This is a genomic window from Alishewanella sp. HL-SH05, assembly GCF_052655985.1.
This window is the reverse complement of the sequence record NZ_CP199753.1, coordinates 3,331,017-3,345,903: the sequence shown is the minus strand read 5'-3', so window position 1 is coordinate 3,345,903 and position 14,887 is coordinate 3,331,017. Positions and strand designations below refer to the sequence as shown.

14 protein-coding genes and 1 pseudogene are annotated in these 14,887 nt (G+C 44.2%); 11 read left to right on the top strand and 4 right to left on the bottom strand.

Translation table 11 applies throughout. From position 1 onward, the window contains the following. Positions 1-25: 25 nt before the first annotated feature. Entirely contained in the window at positions 26-2,590 is a 2,565-nt protein-coding gene (locus ACUJFL_RS15320) for a penicillin-binding protein 1A (RefSeq protein WP_445427923.1), read from the bottom strand. A gap of 156 nt (positions 2,591-2,746) precedes the next feature. Between ACUJFL_RS15320 and ACUJFL_RS15315 the strand changes: the two genes are divergently transcribed. The 9 genes and pseudogenes from ACUJFL_RS15315 to ACUJFL_RS15275 all read left to right on the top strand — a co-directional run bounded on the left by ACUJFL_RS15315 (position 2,747) and on the right by ACUJFL_RS15275 (position 11,645). Next, on the top strand, positions 2,747-3,826 hold the full coding sequence (locus ACUJFL_RS15315) for a pilus assembly protein PilM (RefSeq protein ID WP_226751060.1): 1,080 nt from the start codon (positions 2,747-2,749) through the stop codon (positions 3,824-3,826). Beyond that, entirely contained in the window at positions 3,814-4,413 is a 600-nt protein-coding gene (locus tag ACUJFL_RS15310) for a PilN domain-containing protein (protein WP_306177714.1), read from the top strand. The genes ACUJFL_RS15315 and ACUJFL_RS15310 overlap by 13 nt, the downstream gene beginning before the upstream one ends. Beyond that, positions 4,410-5,008, top strand: a pseudogene (locus tag ACUJFL_RS15305) (type 4a pilus biogenesis protein PilO). Before ACUJFL_RS15310 ends, ACUJFL_RS15305 begins: the two are co-directional and overlap by 4 nt. Further along, complete coding sequence (locus ACUJFL_RS15300; protein ID WP_226751063.1) at positions 5,005-5,538, top strand: pilus assembly protein PilP; 534 nt, start codon at positions 5,005-5,007, stop codon at positions 5,536-5,538. Before ACUJFL_RS15305 ends, ACUJFL_RS15300 begins: the two are co-directional and overlap by 4 nt. A 15-nt stretch (positions 5,539-5,553) precedes the next feature. After that, positions 5,554-7,623: a type IV pilus secretin PilQ gene (locus ACUJFL_RS15295; protein ID WP_445427922.1), complete on the top strand. Its 2,070-nt coding sequence runs from the start codon at positions 5,554-5,556 to the stop codon at positions 7,621-7,623. 172 nt (positions 7,624-7,795) lie between these two features. After that, complete coding sequence (gene aroK, locus ACUJFL_RS15290) at positions 7,796-8,314, top strand: shikimate kinase AroK (RefSeq protein ID WP_226751065.1); 519 nt, start codon at positions 7,796-7,798, stop codon at positions 8,312-8,314. A 20-nt stretch (positions 8,315-8,334) separates the two neighbouring features. Then, positions 8,335-9,390 carry a 3-dehydroquinate synthase gene (aroB, locus tag ACUJFL_RS15285; protein WP_445427921.1) on the top strand — a complete coding sequence of 352 codons (1,056 nt, stop codon included), beginning with the start codon at positions 8,335-8,337 and terminating at the stop codon, positions 9,388-9,390. After that, entirely contained in the window at positions 9,390-10,811 is a 1,422-nt protein-coding gene (locus tag ACUJFL_RS15280; RefSeq protein WP_445427920.1) for an SPOR domain-containing protein, read from the top strand. Before aroB ends, ACUJFL_RS15280 begins: the two co-directional genes overlap by 1 nt. Further along, entirely contained in the window at positions 10,812-11,645 is an 834-nt protein-coding gene (locus tag ACUJFL_RS15275; RefSeq protein WP_445425425.1) for a Dam family site-specific DNA-(adenine-N6)-methyltransferase, read from the top strand. It begins immediately after the preceding gene. On the opposite strand, the gene ACUJFL_RS15270 is transcribed toward ACUJFL_RS15275, so the two are convergent. From ACUJFL_RS15270 to ACUJFL_RS15260, 3 genes are all read right to left on the bottom strand, one after another. After that, entirely contained in the window at positions 11,642-11,836 is a 195-nt protein-coding gene (locus ACUJFL_RS15270; RefSeq protein ID WP_226751069.1) for a DUF2970 domain-containing protein, read from the bottom strand. The genes ACUJFL_RS15275 and ACUJFL_RS15270 overlap by 4 nt on opposite strands. Before the next feature lie 9 nt (positions 11,837-11,845). Then, the gene (locus tag ACUJFL_RS15265; RefSeq protein ID WP_255654536.1) at positions 11,846-12,082 is read right to left on the bottom strand and encodes a hypothetical protein; all 237 of its coding nucleotides are present in this window, start codon (positions 12,080-12,082) and stop codon (positions 11,846-11,848) included. A 117-nt stretch (positions 12,083-12,199) separates the two neighbouring features. Next, entirely contained in the window at positions 12,200-12,883 is a 684-nt protein-coding gene (locus tag ACUJFL_RS15260) for a TorF family putative porin (protein WP_306177707.1), read from the bottom strand. A gap of 225 nt (positions 12,884-13,108) precedes the next feature. On the opposite strand from ACUJFL_RS15260, the gene rpe reads away from it, so the two are divergent. Both rpe and trpS read left to right on the top strand, forming a co-directional pair. Further along, positions 13,109-13,783: a ribulose-phosphate 3-epimerase gene (gene rpe / locus ACUJFL_RS15255; RefSeq protein ID WP_445427919.1), complete on the top strand. Its 675-nt coding sequence runs from the start codon at positions 13,109-13,111 to the stop codon at positions 13,781-13,783. A gap of 80 nt (positions 13,784-13,863) precedes the next feature. Continuing rightward, complete coding sequence (gene trpS, locus ACUJFL_RS15250) at positions 13,864-14,868, top strand: tryptophan--tRNA ligase (protein WP_229586502.1); 1,005 nt, start codon at positions 13,864-13,866, stop codon at positions 14,866-14,868. Positions 14,869-14,887 lie beyond the last annotated feature (19 nt).

Below are 14,887 nucleotides of genomic sequence, written 5' to 3'. Positions count from 1 at the left end.
AAAAAACCGGCATTCGCCGGTTTTTTTAGAACAATTCTTCGACTTCTTCAGTTTTTTCAACCGGCTCTTCGCCAAATTGAATTTGCGGTACACTTCCTGAAACGTATTGCGTCGGCTCCGTGCCCAACTTGAAGTATTCAAAGGTACTGCTGTCATCGGTACGACGGCTTAACAGCCCAGTGGCCTGATCAATACGTACTGAAGAAATACCTACAGGAGTTGGTAAAGACTTTTCAGCATAAGCGGGCAATACAACTCGCATGTAGTTTAGCCAAGCTGGCAGAGCAGTACGAGCACCAGACTCTGTGCCTGCACTTTGATTTCTGTCTAAATTGGCATTCCACAAGGCACGGCCTAAGCTACGGTTAGCATCATCAAAACCAACCCAACTTGTTACAACAAGTTGCGGGGTAAAGCCTGAAAACCAGGTATCTTTAGAGTCGTTGGTGGTACCGGTTTTACCCGCAATATCTCGACGTTTTAGGCTTTGTAATTGCCAGGCCGTACCATTCCAGCCTGTGCCTTGTCGCCAATCGCCACCGCCCCAAACGCTGCTTTTTAAGGCATCGGCGATTAAGAACGCATTTTGGGCTGAAATAACTTGTGGCGCATATTGTTCTGTTGCCATGGCGTTAAGGTCAGTTAATTCATCTACTGTCGCGTCGGTCAGCTCGGCAGAACTGTCTGGATTTTGCTGTTCGCCACAGGCTTGGCAAGCCAACAACGGTTGATGTTGATAAACCACTTTACCTTCGGCATTGATAACTTTATCAACAACATAAGGCTGAACCAAATGGCCACCATTAGCAAAAACGGCATAGCCAGTAACCACTTCTAATGGGGTTAATGAGGCTGAACCCAGCGCAAGCGTTTCGTTACGTGGCAGGTCGCTTTGTGCAAAGCCAAATTTTTGCAAATGGGCAATACTGGCATCAACCCCGATACCGCGCAATAAGCGGATCGACACGACGTTTTTGGATTTAGCTAAAGCTTCACGGATGCGAATTGGTCCATCATAAACGGCGGGTGAATTCTTCGGCCGCCATGCAATACCCGCGTTATTATCCCATTGATGGATGGGAGCATCATTCATGATGCTGGCTAAAGTATAGTTTTGCTCTAAAGCCGCAGAATAGATAAAAGGTTTTACGTTTGAGCCGACTTGACGCTTGGCTTGTGTTACGCGATTAAATTGGCTTTGTGAGAAGCTGTAGCCACCAACTAATGAGCGGATCGCACCGTTTTGCGGGTCTAATGCCACCAAAGCACTACTGACTAAAGGCACTTGGCTTAAACGCCAGGCATTATCTTGCTGACGTACTAAAATACTCATGCCGGGTGCTAAGATGCTGGCAGCAGATTTTGGTGCTGCACCTTGACGATCATCAGCAATAAAGTTACGCGCCCATTTTAAGCCATCCCATTCCAAAGTGAGAGTTTGGCCGCCTTTTAAAATCACTTCCGCACTTTGTTGCGCCACGCTCAATACTACCGCTGGCACTAAATCTTCGATTCCCTGTTGTTGGTCAAGAAACTGCGTCAGTGCCACGTCATCTAAACGCCCGCTTTCGTTAAACACAGGAGACTCATCATCGTTACTGACAAATTCGGCCTGCCACGCTCTGGCAACAGGGCCGCGATAACCATGGCGTTCATCGTAATCGTAGATATTTTGCTGTAACGCTTGTTTGGCAGCGGCTTGTTGTTGACTATTGATAGTTGTAAAGACTTTAAAGCCATCAGCATAGGCGACTTCTTCACCGAACAAGTCAACCATTTGTTGCCGAACCATTTCAGCAATGTAGGGTGCTGATGCGGTAATTTGTGCACCATGCAAGCGGCTGGTCACAGGTGCAGCAATGGCGTTTTCATAAGTTGCTTGATCGATAGCGCCGGTATCGAGCATCCGACCTAACACCACGTTACGTCTAGCGCGAGCGTTACTGGCAGAACGAACGGGGTTAAGGATGGATGGCGCTTTAGGTAAACCCGCGATAATGGCAATTTCGTCAACCGTAAGTTCAGTGACAGACTTGCCAAAGTACACTTGTGCAGCAGCACCGACACCAAAAGCACGTTGACCTAGTTCAATTTTATTTAAATAAAGCTCTAAAATTTCTTGTTTAGTCAGTAGCTGTTCAATGTGGATCGCTAAAAAGATCTCTTTTACTTTACGAATGATTTTTTTCTCACGCGATAAAAAGAAATTTCGCGCTAATTGTTGGGTGATGGTACTGGCACCTTGGCTTAATTCACCCGACGTCGCAACTACACTGGCGGCACGAATAATACCAATAATATCAATACCAGGATGTTCATAAAAACGAGTATCTTCGGTTGCTAGGAAAGCTTCGAGCAATAAGGGGGGCATTTGCTCTAAGGTTAAAGGTATGCGGCGTTGCTCGCCAAACTGGGAGATCAGTTCGCCATCAGCGGTGAATACTTGCATGGGGGTTTGCAGCCGCACATCTTTTAAAGTGGCAACATCAGGTAGGTCATCTTTTAGAACAACATAGGTAATACCGATAGTGGCGACACCTAAAAATGTCATTAAGACGAACAAAATAAAAAGCTTTTTAACCCACGACACCGTTGGCCCCCAATTTTTAACTCCCAATTTGACAATAACGCTGCTAGTATATATTTATTAGGTTGAGATTAAACGCTTTTTCTTGCCAAAAACCTGTGACTGGACTAAGAATACCTAAACAAAAATCGATAAATAATAATACGGCTGCAAGGCGCTATGATTAAAAGCCTGTTTAGTAAACAATCACCCATAATGGTGGGCATTGATATCGGTTCTCACACCGTGAAAGCAGTGCTATTAAGTATGCACAGTGGCTACTACAGGGTAGAAGCCTTTGCAGTTGAGCCCATGGTAAAAGGCGCAATGGCAGATCGTGAGATCCAAGACATTGAAGCTGTTGGTAATGTGCTAGCGAAAATTCGTAAAAAAATTCCACGTAATGTTAAGTTTGCGGCTGCAGCTATTTCTGGTTCTACCGTTATCAGCAAAGTCATTTTCATGGATGTGTCATTAACTGACGCTGAACTTGAAAGCCAAATTGAAGTTGAAGCGGATACTTTAATTCCTTATCCATTAAATGAAGTTAGTCTTGATTTTGAAAAACTTGATGTTAATGAAGCCGATCCTTCTAAAGTTAACGTGCTTTTAAGTGCTGCTCGAACTGAAAGTTTAGAAGCGCGAGTTGCTGCATTAGCCGATGGCGGTTTTACAGCAAAGGTTGTCGATGTTGAAAGCTATGCGTTAAGTCGGTCAGCAGAGTTATGTTTAAGTCAGTTACCTGCGGATGCCGCCAATAAAGTGGTTGCTATGATAGATATTGGTGCAACCATGACATTATTAAGCATTGTTGAAGGTGGCAAAACACTCTATACCCGTGACCAAGTATTCGGTGGCGAACAATATACTCGCAGTATTTTGTCTTACTACAATAAAAGCTACGATGAAGCTGAAACTGCTAAAGTTTCTGGTGATTTACCCCCTAATTATACCTTCGAAGTGTTAGCACCTTTTCAAACTATGTTACTGCAACAGATCCGGCGCGGTATTCAAATGTACTTAACCAGCAGTGGTAAAGAAACACTGGATTACATCGTAGTGTCGGGTGGCTCAGGTATGATTGAAGGTATCGATAAGTTATTAATTGACGAGTTAGGCATTCATACTGTGATAGCTGATCCCTTTAACAGTATGGAAGTGGCGTCTTCAATTGACCGCGATCTTTTAGATAAGCATGCTCCACAATTAATGGTAGCCAGTGGGTTAGCCTTAAGGAGTTTTTCACCATGGCACATATAAACCTACTGCCGTGGCGTGATGCGGCTCGAAAGGAACGTCAAAAAAACTATGTGATGGTATTGGCTTTTACCGCATTAATGAGTTTTTTGGTGTTTTTTTTAATTAATATGATTTACAACGCACGTTTAGAAGGCCAAGCGAAGCGTAATCAGTATCTGCAAAGTGAAATTAGCATCTTAGATCAACGAATTGCCGAGATTAGCCGTTTAAATGAAACCAAACGCAGCTTGCAACAACGTTTAACATTGATTGAGCAACTGCAAAGCAGCCGAAATTTAGGTACGCAAGTGATGTCTGAAATTGCGACCATCATTCCAAACGGTGTTTATTTGACACAATTAGAGAAAAAAGGCTCGATGTTACTGTTAGTGGGGAAAAGTGAGTCAAATAATCGACTGTCTAATATGCTGCGTGAAGCGGAGCAGTCAGAGTTATTAGCAGAGCCTTACCTCGAGTTTATTCAAGCTGCCAAAGAGCGCTCAAGTTTATTAAGTGATTTTCAAATGCACTTAAAAATTGTCGGCTTTGAAGCCCTAGACAACAGCAACGCAGAGACTAAAAACAATGCACAGGGAGGCCGGAAATGAGCCTCAACATGAAGTTATCTGATATTGATGTTAATGATTTAGACTTAGACAATATGGGCTCTTGGCCTGTATTGGTGAAAGTGATTTTTGCTGCTATTTTAGCGGCCTTGGTGTCAGTAATCAGTTATTACTTATTAATCGACAGTAAAATTGACGAGTTGGCGAGCGCGAAAAAAAAGAAACCGAACTGATGCAATTGTATCAAACCCGCTATGCGGTTGCGGTGAACCTAGAAGCGTATCGCGAACAAATGAAAGAAATGCAAGATTCATTAGCTTTCTTATTAAAACAGCTACCGACCACGTCTGAAACGCCTGGTTTGTTGGATGACATTACCTATGTTGGCACAACAAGCGGTTTAGTTTTTTCCAAAATTAACTGGGAACCGGAAGTTGAAAAAGAATTCTACACCGAGCTGCCAATTAAGATTGATGTGACCGGCGATTACCATCAATTTGGTAACTTTGTTAGCGAAGTGGCTAAATTACCGCGTATTGTCAGTTTGCATGACTTTAATATTCAAGCTGAAAAAGACGGTAAACTAAGGTTTAATGTGGTCGCAAAAACCTATCGCTACAAGGAGAACAGCCAATGAGAGCCTTACTGCTAGCCGGTACCTCAGTGCTGCTACTCAGCGGTTGTTTTGACAGCGTCGACCATATTCAAGCTCATATGGATAATGTAAAAGCCAATACAAGGCAACGTATTGAACCGTTACCGCAAGTAAAAGAGTTTTCTCATATCAGTTATGCGGCTGCAAATGAACGTAGTCCTTTTGCAGAACCTACGCCAGAAGCAATTCAGGAACGACTCTTGCAACAACAAGATTGTTTGTATCCGGATCCTAATCGGCGCAAAGAACTGCTGGAAAGATTTGCGTTGGAAAACCTGACAATGCGCGGTACTTTAGGTGATGGCGATAAACTCTGGGGCTTGATTGAATCTGCTGACAAGTCTTTATACAGAGTAACAATTGATAATTATTTGGGCTTATTCAGTGGCAAAGTAATCAATGTAGAGCCAACTTATATCGATTTACTGGAATTAATTCCTGATGGTTCTGGCTGCTGGGTGGAACGTGAAACACGGATCCAGATGTACGATGCTGCGACTGCAGGTAACTAGGTGTGCGAGTGAATCATGGATAAATTAATAAAAATTAAAAATGTAGGACGCAAAGTTAGCAGACTTGGTTTGTTATCGTGGTTATTGCTTGCTTTACCTGCTAGTGCAGCCCCCTTGCTCTATGAGGTTCGTTTCAATCCATTACTTAATGGTGAAACCGAGATCGAGTTCGTGTTCGATGAACCCTTGCTGCAAGAGCCGGACATCAGCCTGTTAAATGAGCCATCACGTTTAAACGTGCGCTTTGCTGAAGCTGAGCTGGAACAGCGTATTGCGGATGTGGCCATTGATAATGCCGGCGTTAGCCGAGTGAAGTCTACCTTGTCTGAAGGTGGCATTAACTCTGTTATCAGCATGGATTCCTTAAAAGTCTACCGCACCAGACTTGATGGTAATGTCTATGCTGTGCACCTCGCTAATTCACCGCAAATTGTCAAAGCGGGTTCGACATCTGAGCTTAATCCAAGCTTTATTAATAAGTTGCAAGCAATTGATTTTCGTCGTGGTGACAAAGGCGAAGGCCGAATTTTAGTATTTTTAAAAGAAAATGCAGCGGCAGTTGATGTGCAAGAGCGTCTTGGCAAATTAGAAATTGAATTCTATAACACCGATATTCCCGATGAGTTACTTTATCAGCTTGATGTCGGCGATTTTGCGACAGTGGTGAAAGGTATTGAAACTTTTAAAACTAAAACCTCTACGCGTTTAGTGATTGATGCCACAGATCAGTTCACTTTTAACTATCAGCAAATCGATAATATTTTTACGGTTACTATGCAACGTGATTTGACCAGCCGGAGTATTTTAGGTGGTGGTCGTGATTATAAAGGCCGTGCTATTTCTTTGAACTTCCAAGATATTCCGGTAAGAACCGTACTACAAATTATCGCCGATTATAACGGCTTCAACTTAGTCACCAGTGATTCTGTTGTTGGTAATATTACTTTGCGCTTAGATGGTACTCCGTGGGATCAGGCCTTAGATATCGTGATGCGTGTTAAAGGTTTAGATAAGCGTATGGAAGGTAACATTCTGTTGGTGGCGCCAACTGAAGAATTAGCCGCGCGAGAAGCGAAAGAATTAGAAGTATTACAGCGGGTGGAAGAGTTAGAGCCTTTGTATTCAGATTTCTTACAAATTAATTATGCAAAAGCCGTTGATTTAGCGCTGTTGTTGTCCAATAAAGATGCAACATTACTTTCTCCTCGCGGCAGTGTTGTCGTGGATGAACGCACCAATACCATCTTAATCAAAGATACAGCCCGTAACATTGAAAATGTCCGCAGATTAATTGAACGTTTAGATATTCCTGTACGCCAAGTTTTAATCGAATCGCGTATTGTCACGGTAAATGACAGCGTAACGGATGAGCTTGGTATTCGTTGGGGTTTTAGTGATCAACAAAGTACCAGTGGCGGTGATCGCGGTGTCTCAGGTAATGCCACCGGCGCTAATGGTATTTCAACGGGTGGTTTCCCAGCGTTAGATGATCGTTGGAATGTAAATCTGCCCGTTTCTAGTCCTGCTGGTAGTATTGCCTTTCATGTTGCTCGGTTAGCTGACGGGACTTTGTTAGATCTTGAATTATCGGCGTTAGAGCAAGAAAACAAAGGTGAAGTGATTGCTAGTCCACGCATCACAACTTCTAACCAAAAAGAAGCGAGTATTGAGCAGGGTGTTGAAATCCCTTACGTGCAAGCAGCTTCCAGTGGTGCGACAACGGTAGAATTCAAGAAAGCCGTGTTGAGCTTAACGGTGACACCGCAAATCACCCCAGACAACAAGATTATTTTAGACTTAGTCATTACCCAAAATACCCGTGGTGAGACAGTACAAACGCCTACAGGCCCAGCTACAGCTATTGATACACAGCAAATTAAAACGCAAGTGTTAGCCGACAACGGCGAAACTATTGTGTTAGGCGGTATCTACCAGCAGCAAGTGGTATCAACGGTTACTAAAGTACCGTTACTGGGTGATCTGCCTTACATGGGTGTGTTATTCCGCAACAAAAGCGAATTAAACGAGAAAAGCGAGCTGTTAATTTTCGTTACACCACGTATTTTGACTGAAGGCCAGCCTTAATTCAGGCACAAGCGATGGTCGCTGACCATCGCTTGTGCGGATGACGCTGTCAGAATTAACTTGCCAATCAAAGGGCATTCCTGACATAATTCAGCGCTTCAAATTTTCGTGGGAGCCTAGTGGTCCTTGAATTCAACTTTTCTTTGAGTTAGCTGATTTAGCAATACGACATATGGCAGAAAAACGTAATATCTTCCTTGTGGGGCCAATGGGTGCAGGTAAAAGCACAATCGGCCGCCATTTAGCAGACATGCTGCATCTTGATTTTTATGATTCTGATCAGGAAATTGAACGACGCACTGGTGCCGATATCGCCTGGGTTTTTGACCTTGAAGGCGAGGAGGGTTTTCGGGTGCGTGAGGAAAATGTCATTCAGGATCTAACTGAATTACAAGGAATAGTATTAGCGACCGGTGGTGGCTCAGTTATCAGTAAAGAAACGCGCAATAGGTTATCTGCCCGCGGTATCGTGGTCTATTTAGAAACGCCTATTGAAAAGCAAGTGGCCAGAACACAACGTGATAAAAAGCGGCCATTATTGCAAACAGAAGAAGAGCCAAAAGAAGTTTTAGAACGTCTAGCAGCTGAACGCAACCCGCTATATACGGAGATTGCTGATTTTACTGTTCGTACCGATGAACAAAGTGCCCGCAATGTAGCTAACCAGATTATTGAGCAACTGGGTTTTTAATCGTTAAAGGAGAACTGCATATGCAAGAAGTTGCTGTACAACTTGGCGAGCGCAGTTATCCCATCATCATCTCCGATACGTTTCCTGCATTACTCCCTGAGCTAGCGAAAGCGGCTCAGGTAGTGATTGTTTCAAATCCTACTGTTGCTGAACCATATCTGGCCGCTGTCAGGGCGTTATTCCAGCAACCGGTAAAACATTTCCTTTTACCAGATGGCGAAGCCTATAAAACGCTGGCATCGTTTGAGCAAGTGCTATCCTTTTTGTTAGAGCAAAAAGTGTCACGAGATGCGGTGCTTGTCGCATTAGGTGGCGGCGTAATTGGTGATATGACCGGTTTTGTTGCAGCGTGTTTCCAACGTGGTGTGCGCTTTGTACAAATTCCGACCACCTTATTGGCGCAAGTTGATTCATCCGTCGGTGGTAAAACCGCAGTTAATCATCCGTTGGGTAAGAATATGATCGGTGCGTTTAAACAGCCCGAGCAAGTGTTAATCAATACCAGTGTGCTAAGCACCTTACCTGATCGCGAATTTGCTGCAGGCATGGCAGAGGTGGTGAAATACGGTTTATTAGGCGATGCAGCTTTTATTCAGTGGTTGTTAGCTAATGCGCCGGCTATTCAACGTAAAGAGCCGCTAGTATTAGCGCAAATGATTAAACATTGCTGCAAAATGAAAGCCGATATTGTTAGTCGTGACGAAACCGAGCAAGGCGACCGTGCCTTATTAAATCTTGGTCATACTTTTGGTCACGCTATTGAAGCCTTTTTGGGCTACGGCGAATGGCTGCATGGTGAAGCGGTTGCCGTTGGTATGGTGATGGCGGCTAAACTTGCGCAGAGTCGAGGTTGGTTAAGCGATAACGACCTCACTCAAACCATCGCATTATTACAGGCTTTTAACTTACCTATTGTTGCACCTGCTCAGATGAGCATTGCAGACTTTCTGCCGTATATGAAAACAGATAAAAAAGTGAAAGAGGGCAAGATGCGTTTTATTCTGCCAACGGCGTTAGGTGCCAGTAAAGTGGTTGCGGATGTAACCGAGCACGAACTTAGCCAAGTTTTTGCCTGATGAAAGTACGCGGCCTCCAACAACAGCTGGCCAATTCTGGATATTTGCTGCCCTCGCAACGTGATGTGCTATCGCGCTTATTATTTCAATTAGCCTTTAATGATTTTTCCCGCCTCGCTATTATTGGTGCTTCAGGCAGTGGTAAATCGACATTGGCTCTCGCCTTAGCTGAATTATTTTCTGAAGCTGAAGAAATCTCGGTCAATGTTGCAATGCTTCAAGCACCGATTGCTGAGGCATTATTAGCTTCGCAGCTTGGCAAACAATGGTTCGCGACCAGTGATTTAACCGAGCAAAATCTATTGCAGCGTTTGCAAAACGTTGACGCCGATACCCGTTATATTTTAATTACCGATAATCCCGAGCTATTAAGTACTGAGCAATATGCTTGGATCTTAAGTTTACCGGTGACATTATTTGTCTTCACGACGCAAGCGGATAGTCAGATGCAGCTTAACTTGACGATCCCTGGGCTTACCTTAGCGGATTGCGAGCAGTTGTTACAGGCAGAACAATTAGATCCCTTAGCGTTAGCGGAACGTTTTGCCAACTGTCAGAATAACCTGCATAAATTAATTAGCCCAGCGCCTGCACGAACGGCTCGGGCGGCACGCAAGCCCGTGGTTAGCAGACCCAAAGCCCCCTTAATTGCAGCAAGCGTAGGCGCGGCACTGATCGTATTGTTTATCCTCACTAGTTGGTTAAATTCAACACCTTCTGCAGATCAGGCAAAGCCTGTTGCAGAGATGGCCATTGTACCCATACCGCAAGAGCAATCAGCTACAGCAAGCCCTGAAACGATTGGTGCAACGAGTCAATCAGCGCTGATTGATTTATCTAATGACGCTAGGATGCCAGAGTTAGCTGAAGCAGAAGCTGAAGTAGAAGCCGAGCCCGAGCCCGCTATAGTCGCTATGCCCAGCAACGCTGAGAACATTAAGGCTGCTGTTATTGACGAGGCCAAAACGGTCGTTGCAGAACCGACAGTAGCAACCACATTAAATAATGTGCAGCCATTACCTGCTAAGTTATTACAAGAATCAGTGCTTACCCCTGAGCCTGAAGTGAAACGCGAACAAGACACGCCGAAGGTGCATCAGCACGGCGCATTACTTGCCACGCCTGCTCAACACTTTGTTGTGCAAATCGCGGTATTATCGAGTGAAAACGCGTTAAGCCGATTTAAGCGTAACTATCCAAAATTATCGATACAAGTGTATCAACGCAGTTGGCAGGGGCGAGGTCAATGGGTCATCGTCAGCCAAAGTTTCGCCAGCAATATCGCCGCTAAACAGTATGTGCAACAATTACCCAGCGCGCTGAGCTCAGCTGGGCCTTTTATTAAAAGTGTGGGTGCTGTCCAGCAAGAGATCAAAGCTTGGCAACGATTGCAACTGGCCCAAAGTAGTCAGGATAATTAAGTGGTACAGAAAAGAAGTCGTGCCTTTTTAAAGTGGGCGGGTGGTAAATATAATCTAGTCGAACAGTTGCAGCGGCATTTGCCCGCAGCTGATTGTTTGGTTGAGCCTTTTGTCGGTGCGGGCTCCGTTTTTTTGAACACGCATTATCCGTCTTACAAGCTAAACGATATTAATGCTGATCTGATTGAATTATATAAAATTGTTCAGCAGCAGCCAGAGCGTTATATTGCTGACGCTCGTCAACTTTTTGTGCCCAGTGCCAACGAGCGCACAAGCTATATCCGCTTTCGGCAGCAGTTTAATGAGCAACAAGATACCTATCAACGTGCTTTGTTATTTTTGTATTTGAATCGCCATGGTTACAACGGTTTATGTCGTTACAACCTGTCTGGCAAGTTCAACGTACCCTTTGGTAGTTATAAAAAGCCTTATTTCCCAGAGGCCGAGCTGTATTTCTTTGCGGAAAAAGCACAGCTCGCCGAGTTTACCTGTAGCAGCTACCAAGATGTCTTTCAGCAGTTAACTGTTGGCGCCTCTGTGTATTGTGATCCTCCTTATGTCCCTTTAAGTAAAACGGCCAGTTTCACTAGCTATGCGCGGCAGGGTTTTACTTTAGATGATCAGGCGCAGTTAGCTATTTTAGCCGAGCAAGCGCAGGCCAATGGGCATAGCGTATTGATCAGTAATCACGATACGACTTGGACTCGGAAGATTTATCAGCAAGCAGAGTTGCATACCATAAACGTTAGTCGTTCAATCAGTCAAAAGGGCAGTGCTAGGGGTAAGGTTGCAGAGTTATTTGCGTTATATCTGGCCGAGCAAAAAAGCAGTTAAGGGACGACGAAGCTAACGATCAATAATAAGACACTCACAAATAGCGCTGCCATCAGAATGCCTGTGATAATGTAAGGTACCGCGCTGTCGCTTTGAAAATCTTGTAAGCGTTGTTTTTCAGACTGCACGCCAATAAAAGCGCCGAGCACGGCTTTGATAATTTGCCAAGTACTTGCTTTCGTGTGGCTCATACCAAGAAACTAAGAAGGGTTATTGTTGCTAGGAGACATACGACTTAAAAGTTCTAGAAAATCAACAAAATGGAACTGTACAGAGCGACTATCGCCAGACAACCAACTCACCCAATTACGTTGAATTTCTTTACAGCCAACAAGGTTGTCAGAGCATTGCGACAAACTATCTATTTGCCAAAGCGCAACAGCAAACACCACACCACTGATGGCAAGCATTGATTTGCTGGTTTTAGTTAGTTTCATGTTAAATCCTGTTAACGACGCATAACTTCCTTATATTAGTAGATTACACCACCAGATACAAGCTGATTATTTATTAAGCACTGTATCGGTGGCGTAAATTAGTGATGGAAACGGGATTTAGAAGCTTTTTGATACGCCAAACACCACACGACTATCAGCTAAATATAAATCTTTAACATCGGTATCGATATAGGCTAATGATAAACCAAGACCCAATACTTCAGTGCTGACCGTGACACCGTAGTCTAGATAGCTTAATGAGCTATCGTCTGAATATTCGTTTTGACCAACATGAAAATCAACTGCCAGATTATCGGTTAACGCCAAGCTGTAACCGGCATAGACATAGTAGTAGTTACCACTGTTGCCATAGTAATCATCGCTGTAAGCCAAACCTAAGCTGAAGTCTTTGTAAGCAACAGAACCGTATAGTTCCCAGAAGTTAGAGCCTTCGAACTCGGTGTTTGGGTAGCCATAACGCATAATACCTACGTCGGCCGACCAACCTTCAGCAATATCACCGCTCCAACCTAACATCACGTCTAGCTCTAAAGTGCCAGTACCACCGAAATCAACGCTTGAGCCCCATACTGACAAATAGATGCCTGACTCATCACTTAAAGTTAAACCACCCTGTAAGGCTGCCGCTTCGTCCGTTTGTGAAATACCACGGAAGGCATAGTCAGAAACAAAGGTGACATCGCCACTCACTTCTACCGCGTGGCTCTGCATGCTGGCCGCGCTCATGGCTACAAATAAGGTGCTATAAGTTGCTACAGATAGTTTTTTTAATAATGTCATTATTGTTTCCCCTCATATTGGATTCATCTAATTGTTTCCAAGATATATGCCATGTGGAAATTTTCATTAATAAACAGCACTTTAGTTTTTTTGATCGACTTGGTTTGCTAAGTTTTGCGACATCTTGGTGCAGCTATGCTTGTATTTTGTGCAGCACGGCTTAAGCCGTTGATGCATTCTGTTGAATAATTCAGTAAAGTCGGTGTTTTTCCAAGGAGAACACTGATGCAACCATTTTTAATCGCGCCGTCTATTCTGTCTGCTGACTTTGCTCGCCTAGGTGACGATGTAGCCAAGGTGCTCTCTGCTGGAGCAGATGTGGTGCACTTTGATGTGATGGATAACCATTATGTCCCTAACCTCACTATGGGGCCGATGGTTTGCCAAGCGTTGCGAGATTACGGTGTGACGGCCCCCATCGATGTGCATTTGATGGTTGAGCCTGTCGATAGCATGGTGCCGCAGTTTGCTAAAGCCGGCGCCAGTATTATTACTTTTCATCCCGAAGCCTCTCGGCATATCGACCGTACCTTACAGCTGATTAAAGAACACGGTTGCCAAGCTGGCTTGGTGTTTAATCCTGCAACACCGCTCAGTTATCTGGATTACGTCATGGATAAAATTGATGTGGTGTTATTGATGTCGGTGAATCCGGGTTTTGGTGGCCAGAAGTTTATTCCTGCCACGCTCGATAAGTTACAAGCAGCACGGCAACGTATTACGCAAAGTGGTCGGTCAATCCGTTTAGAGGTTGATGGTGGCGTTAATTTAGATAATATCGCTGACATTGCTCGTGCGGGTGCCGATATGTTTGTCGCTGGCTCGGCTATTTTTAACACGCCTGATTATGCGGCAACGATACAAGCGATGCGAGCCGAATTAGCAAAAGTCTGCTGTTAATGGCTTTTTTGCTGCGAGCTTAGCCGACAACAGCGTATAATAACGCGCTTACATGGTTTTAAAACAGGATATTGCAAAGAATGAGTCGTAAACCGATAGTGCTCAGTGGCGCACAACCTTCAGGACAATTGACGATTGGTAATTACCTTGGGGCATTGCGTCAATGGGATGAAATGCAAAATGATTACAATTGCTTATATTGTATTGTCGATTTGCATGCCATTACAGTGCGTCAAGATCCTACGGCGCTGCGTAGTGCTTCCTTGGATAGTTTGGCACTTTACTTAGCCTGTGGGATCGATCCGGCTCGTTCTGCGGTCTTTATGCAGTCACATGTGCCTGAACATAGCCAATTAGCTTGGGTATTAAATTGTTATACCCAGTTTGGTGAATTAAGTCGTATGACACAGTTTAAAGATAAATCAGAGCGGCATAACAATAACGTGAATGCCGGTTTGTTTACTTACCCGGTGTTAATGGCGGCCGATATTCTACTTTATCAAGCAAATCAAGTGCCTGTAGGTCAAGATCAAAAGCAACATTTAGAATTAGCTCGTGATGTTGCCAGTCGTTTTAATGCGTTGCATGGTGATATTTTTACGGTGCCTGAGCCTTTTATCCCAGCGGTAGCCGCGCGTGTCATGAGCCTACAAGAGCCGCAAAAGAAGATGTCAAAGTCTGATGAAAACCCTTGGAATTTCGTTGGCTTATTAGAAGATCCCAAAGTGATCAGTAAAAAGTTTAAAAAAGCGATGACAGACTCTGAAGATCCACCACGCGTTTACTTTGATCAAGAGAATAAACCTGGTGTAGCAAACTTATTGAATATTCTCAGTGGTGTAACCGGTAAAACGGTAACAACCTTAACCAATGAATACGAAGGTAAGATGTACGGCCATTTAAAAACAGATGTGGCCGATGCCGTGATTGGTTTGTTAGAACCGGTACAGCAGCGCTTTAAAGAAATCAGAGCGGATCAAACCTATATGCAGCAAGTCATGCGAGCTGGTGCCGCTAGTGCTCGTGAGCATGCCTGCAAAACGTTAGAGCAGGTGAATGCCGCTGTTGGTTTTGTCACGCCTTAAGTTGGTTTGGGTCTGGAGT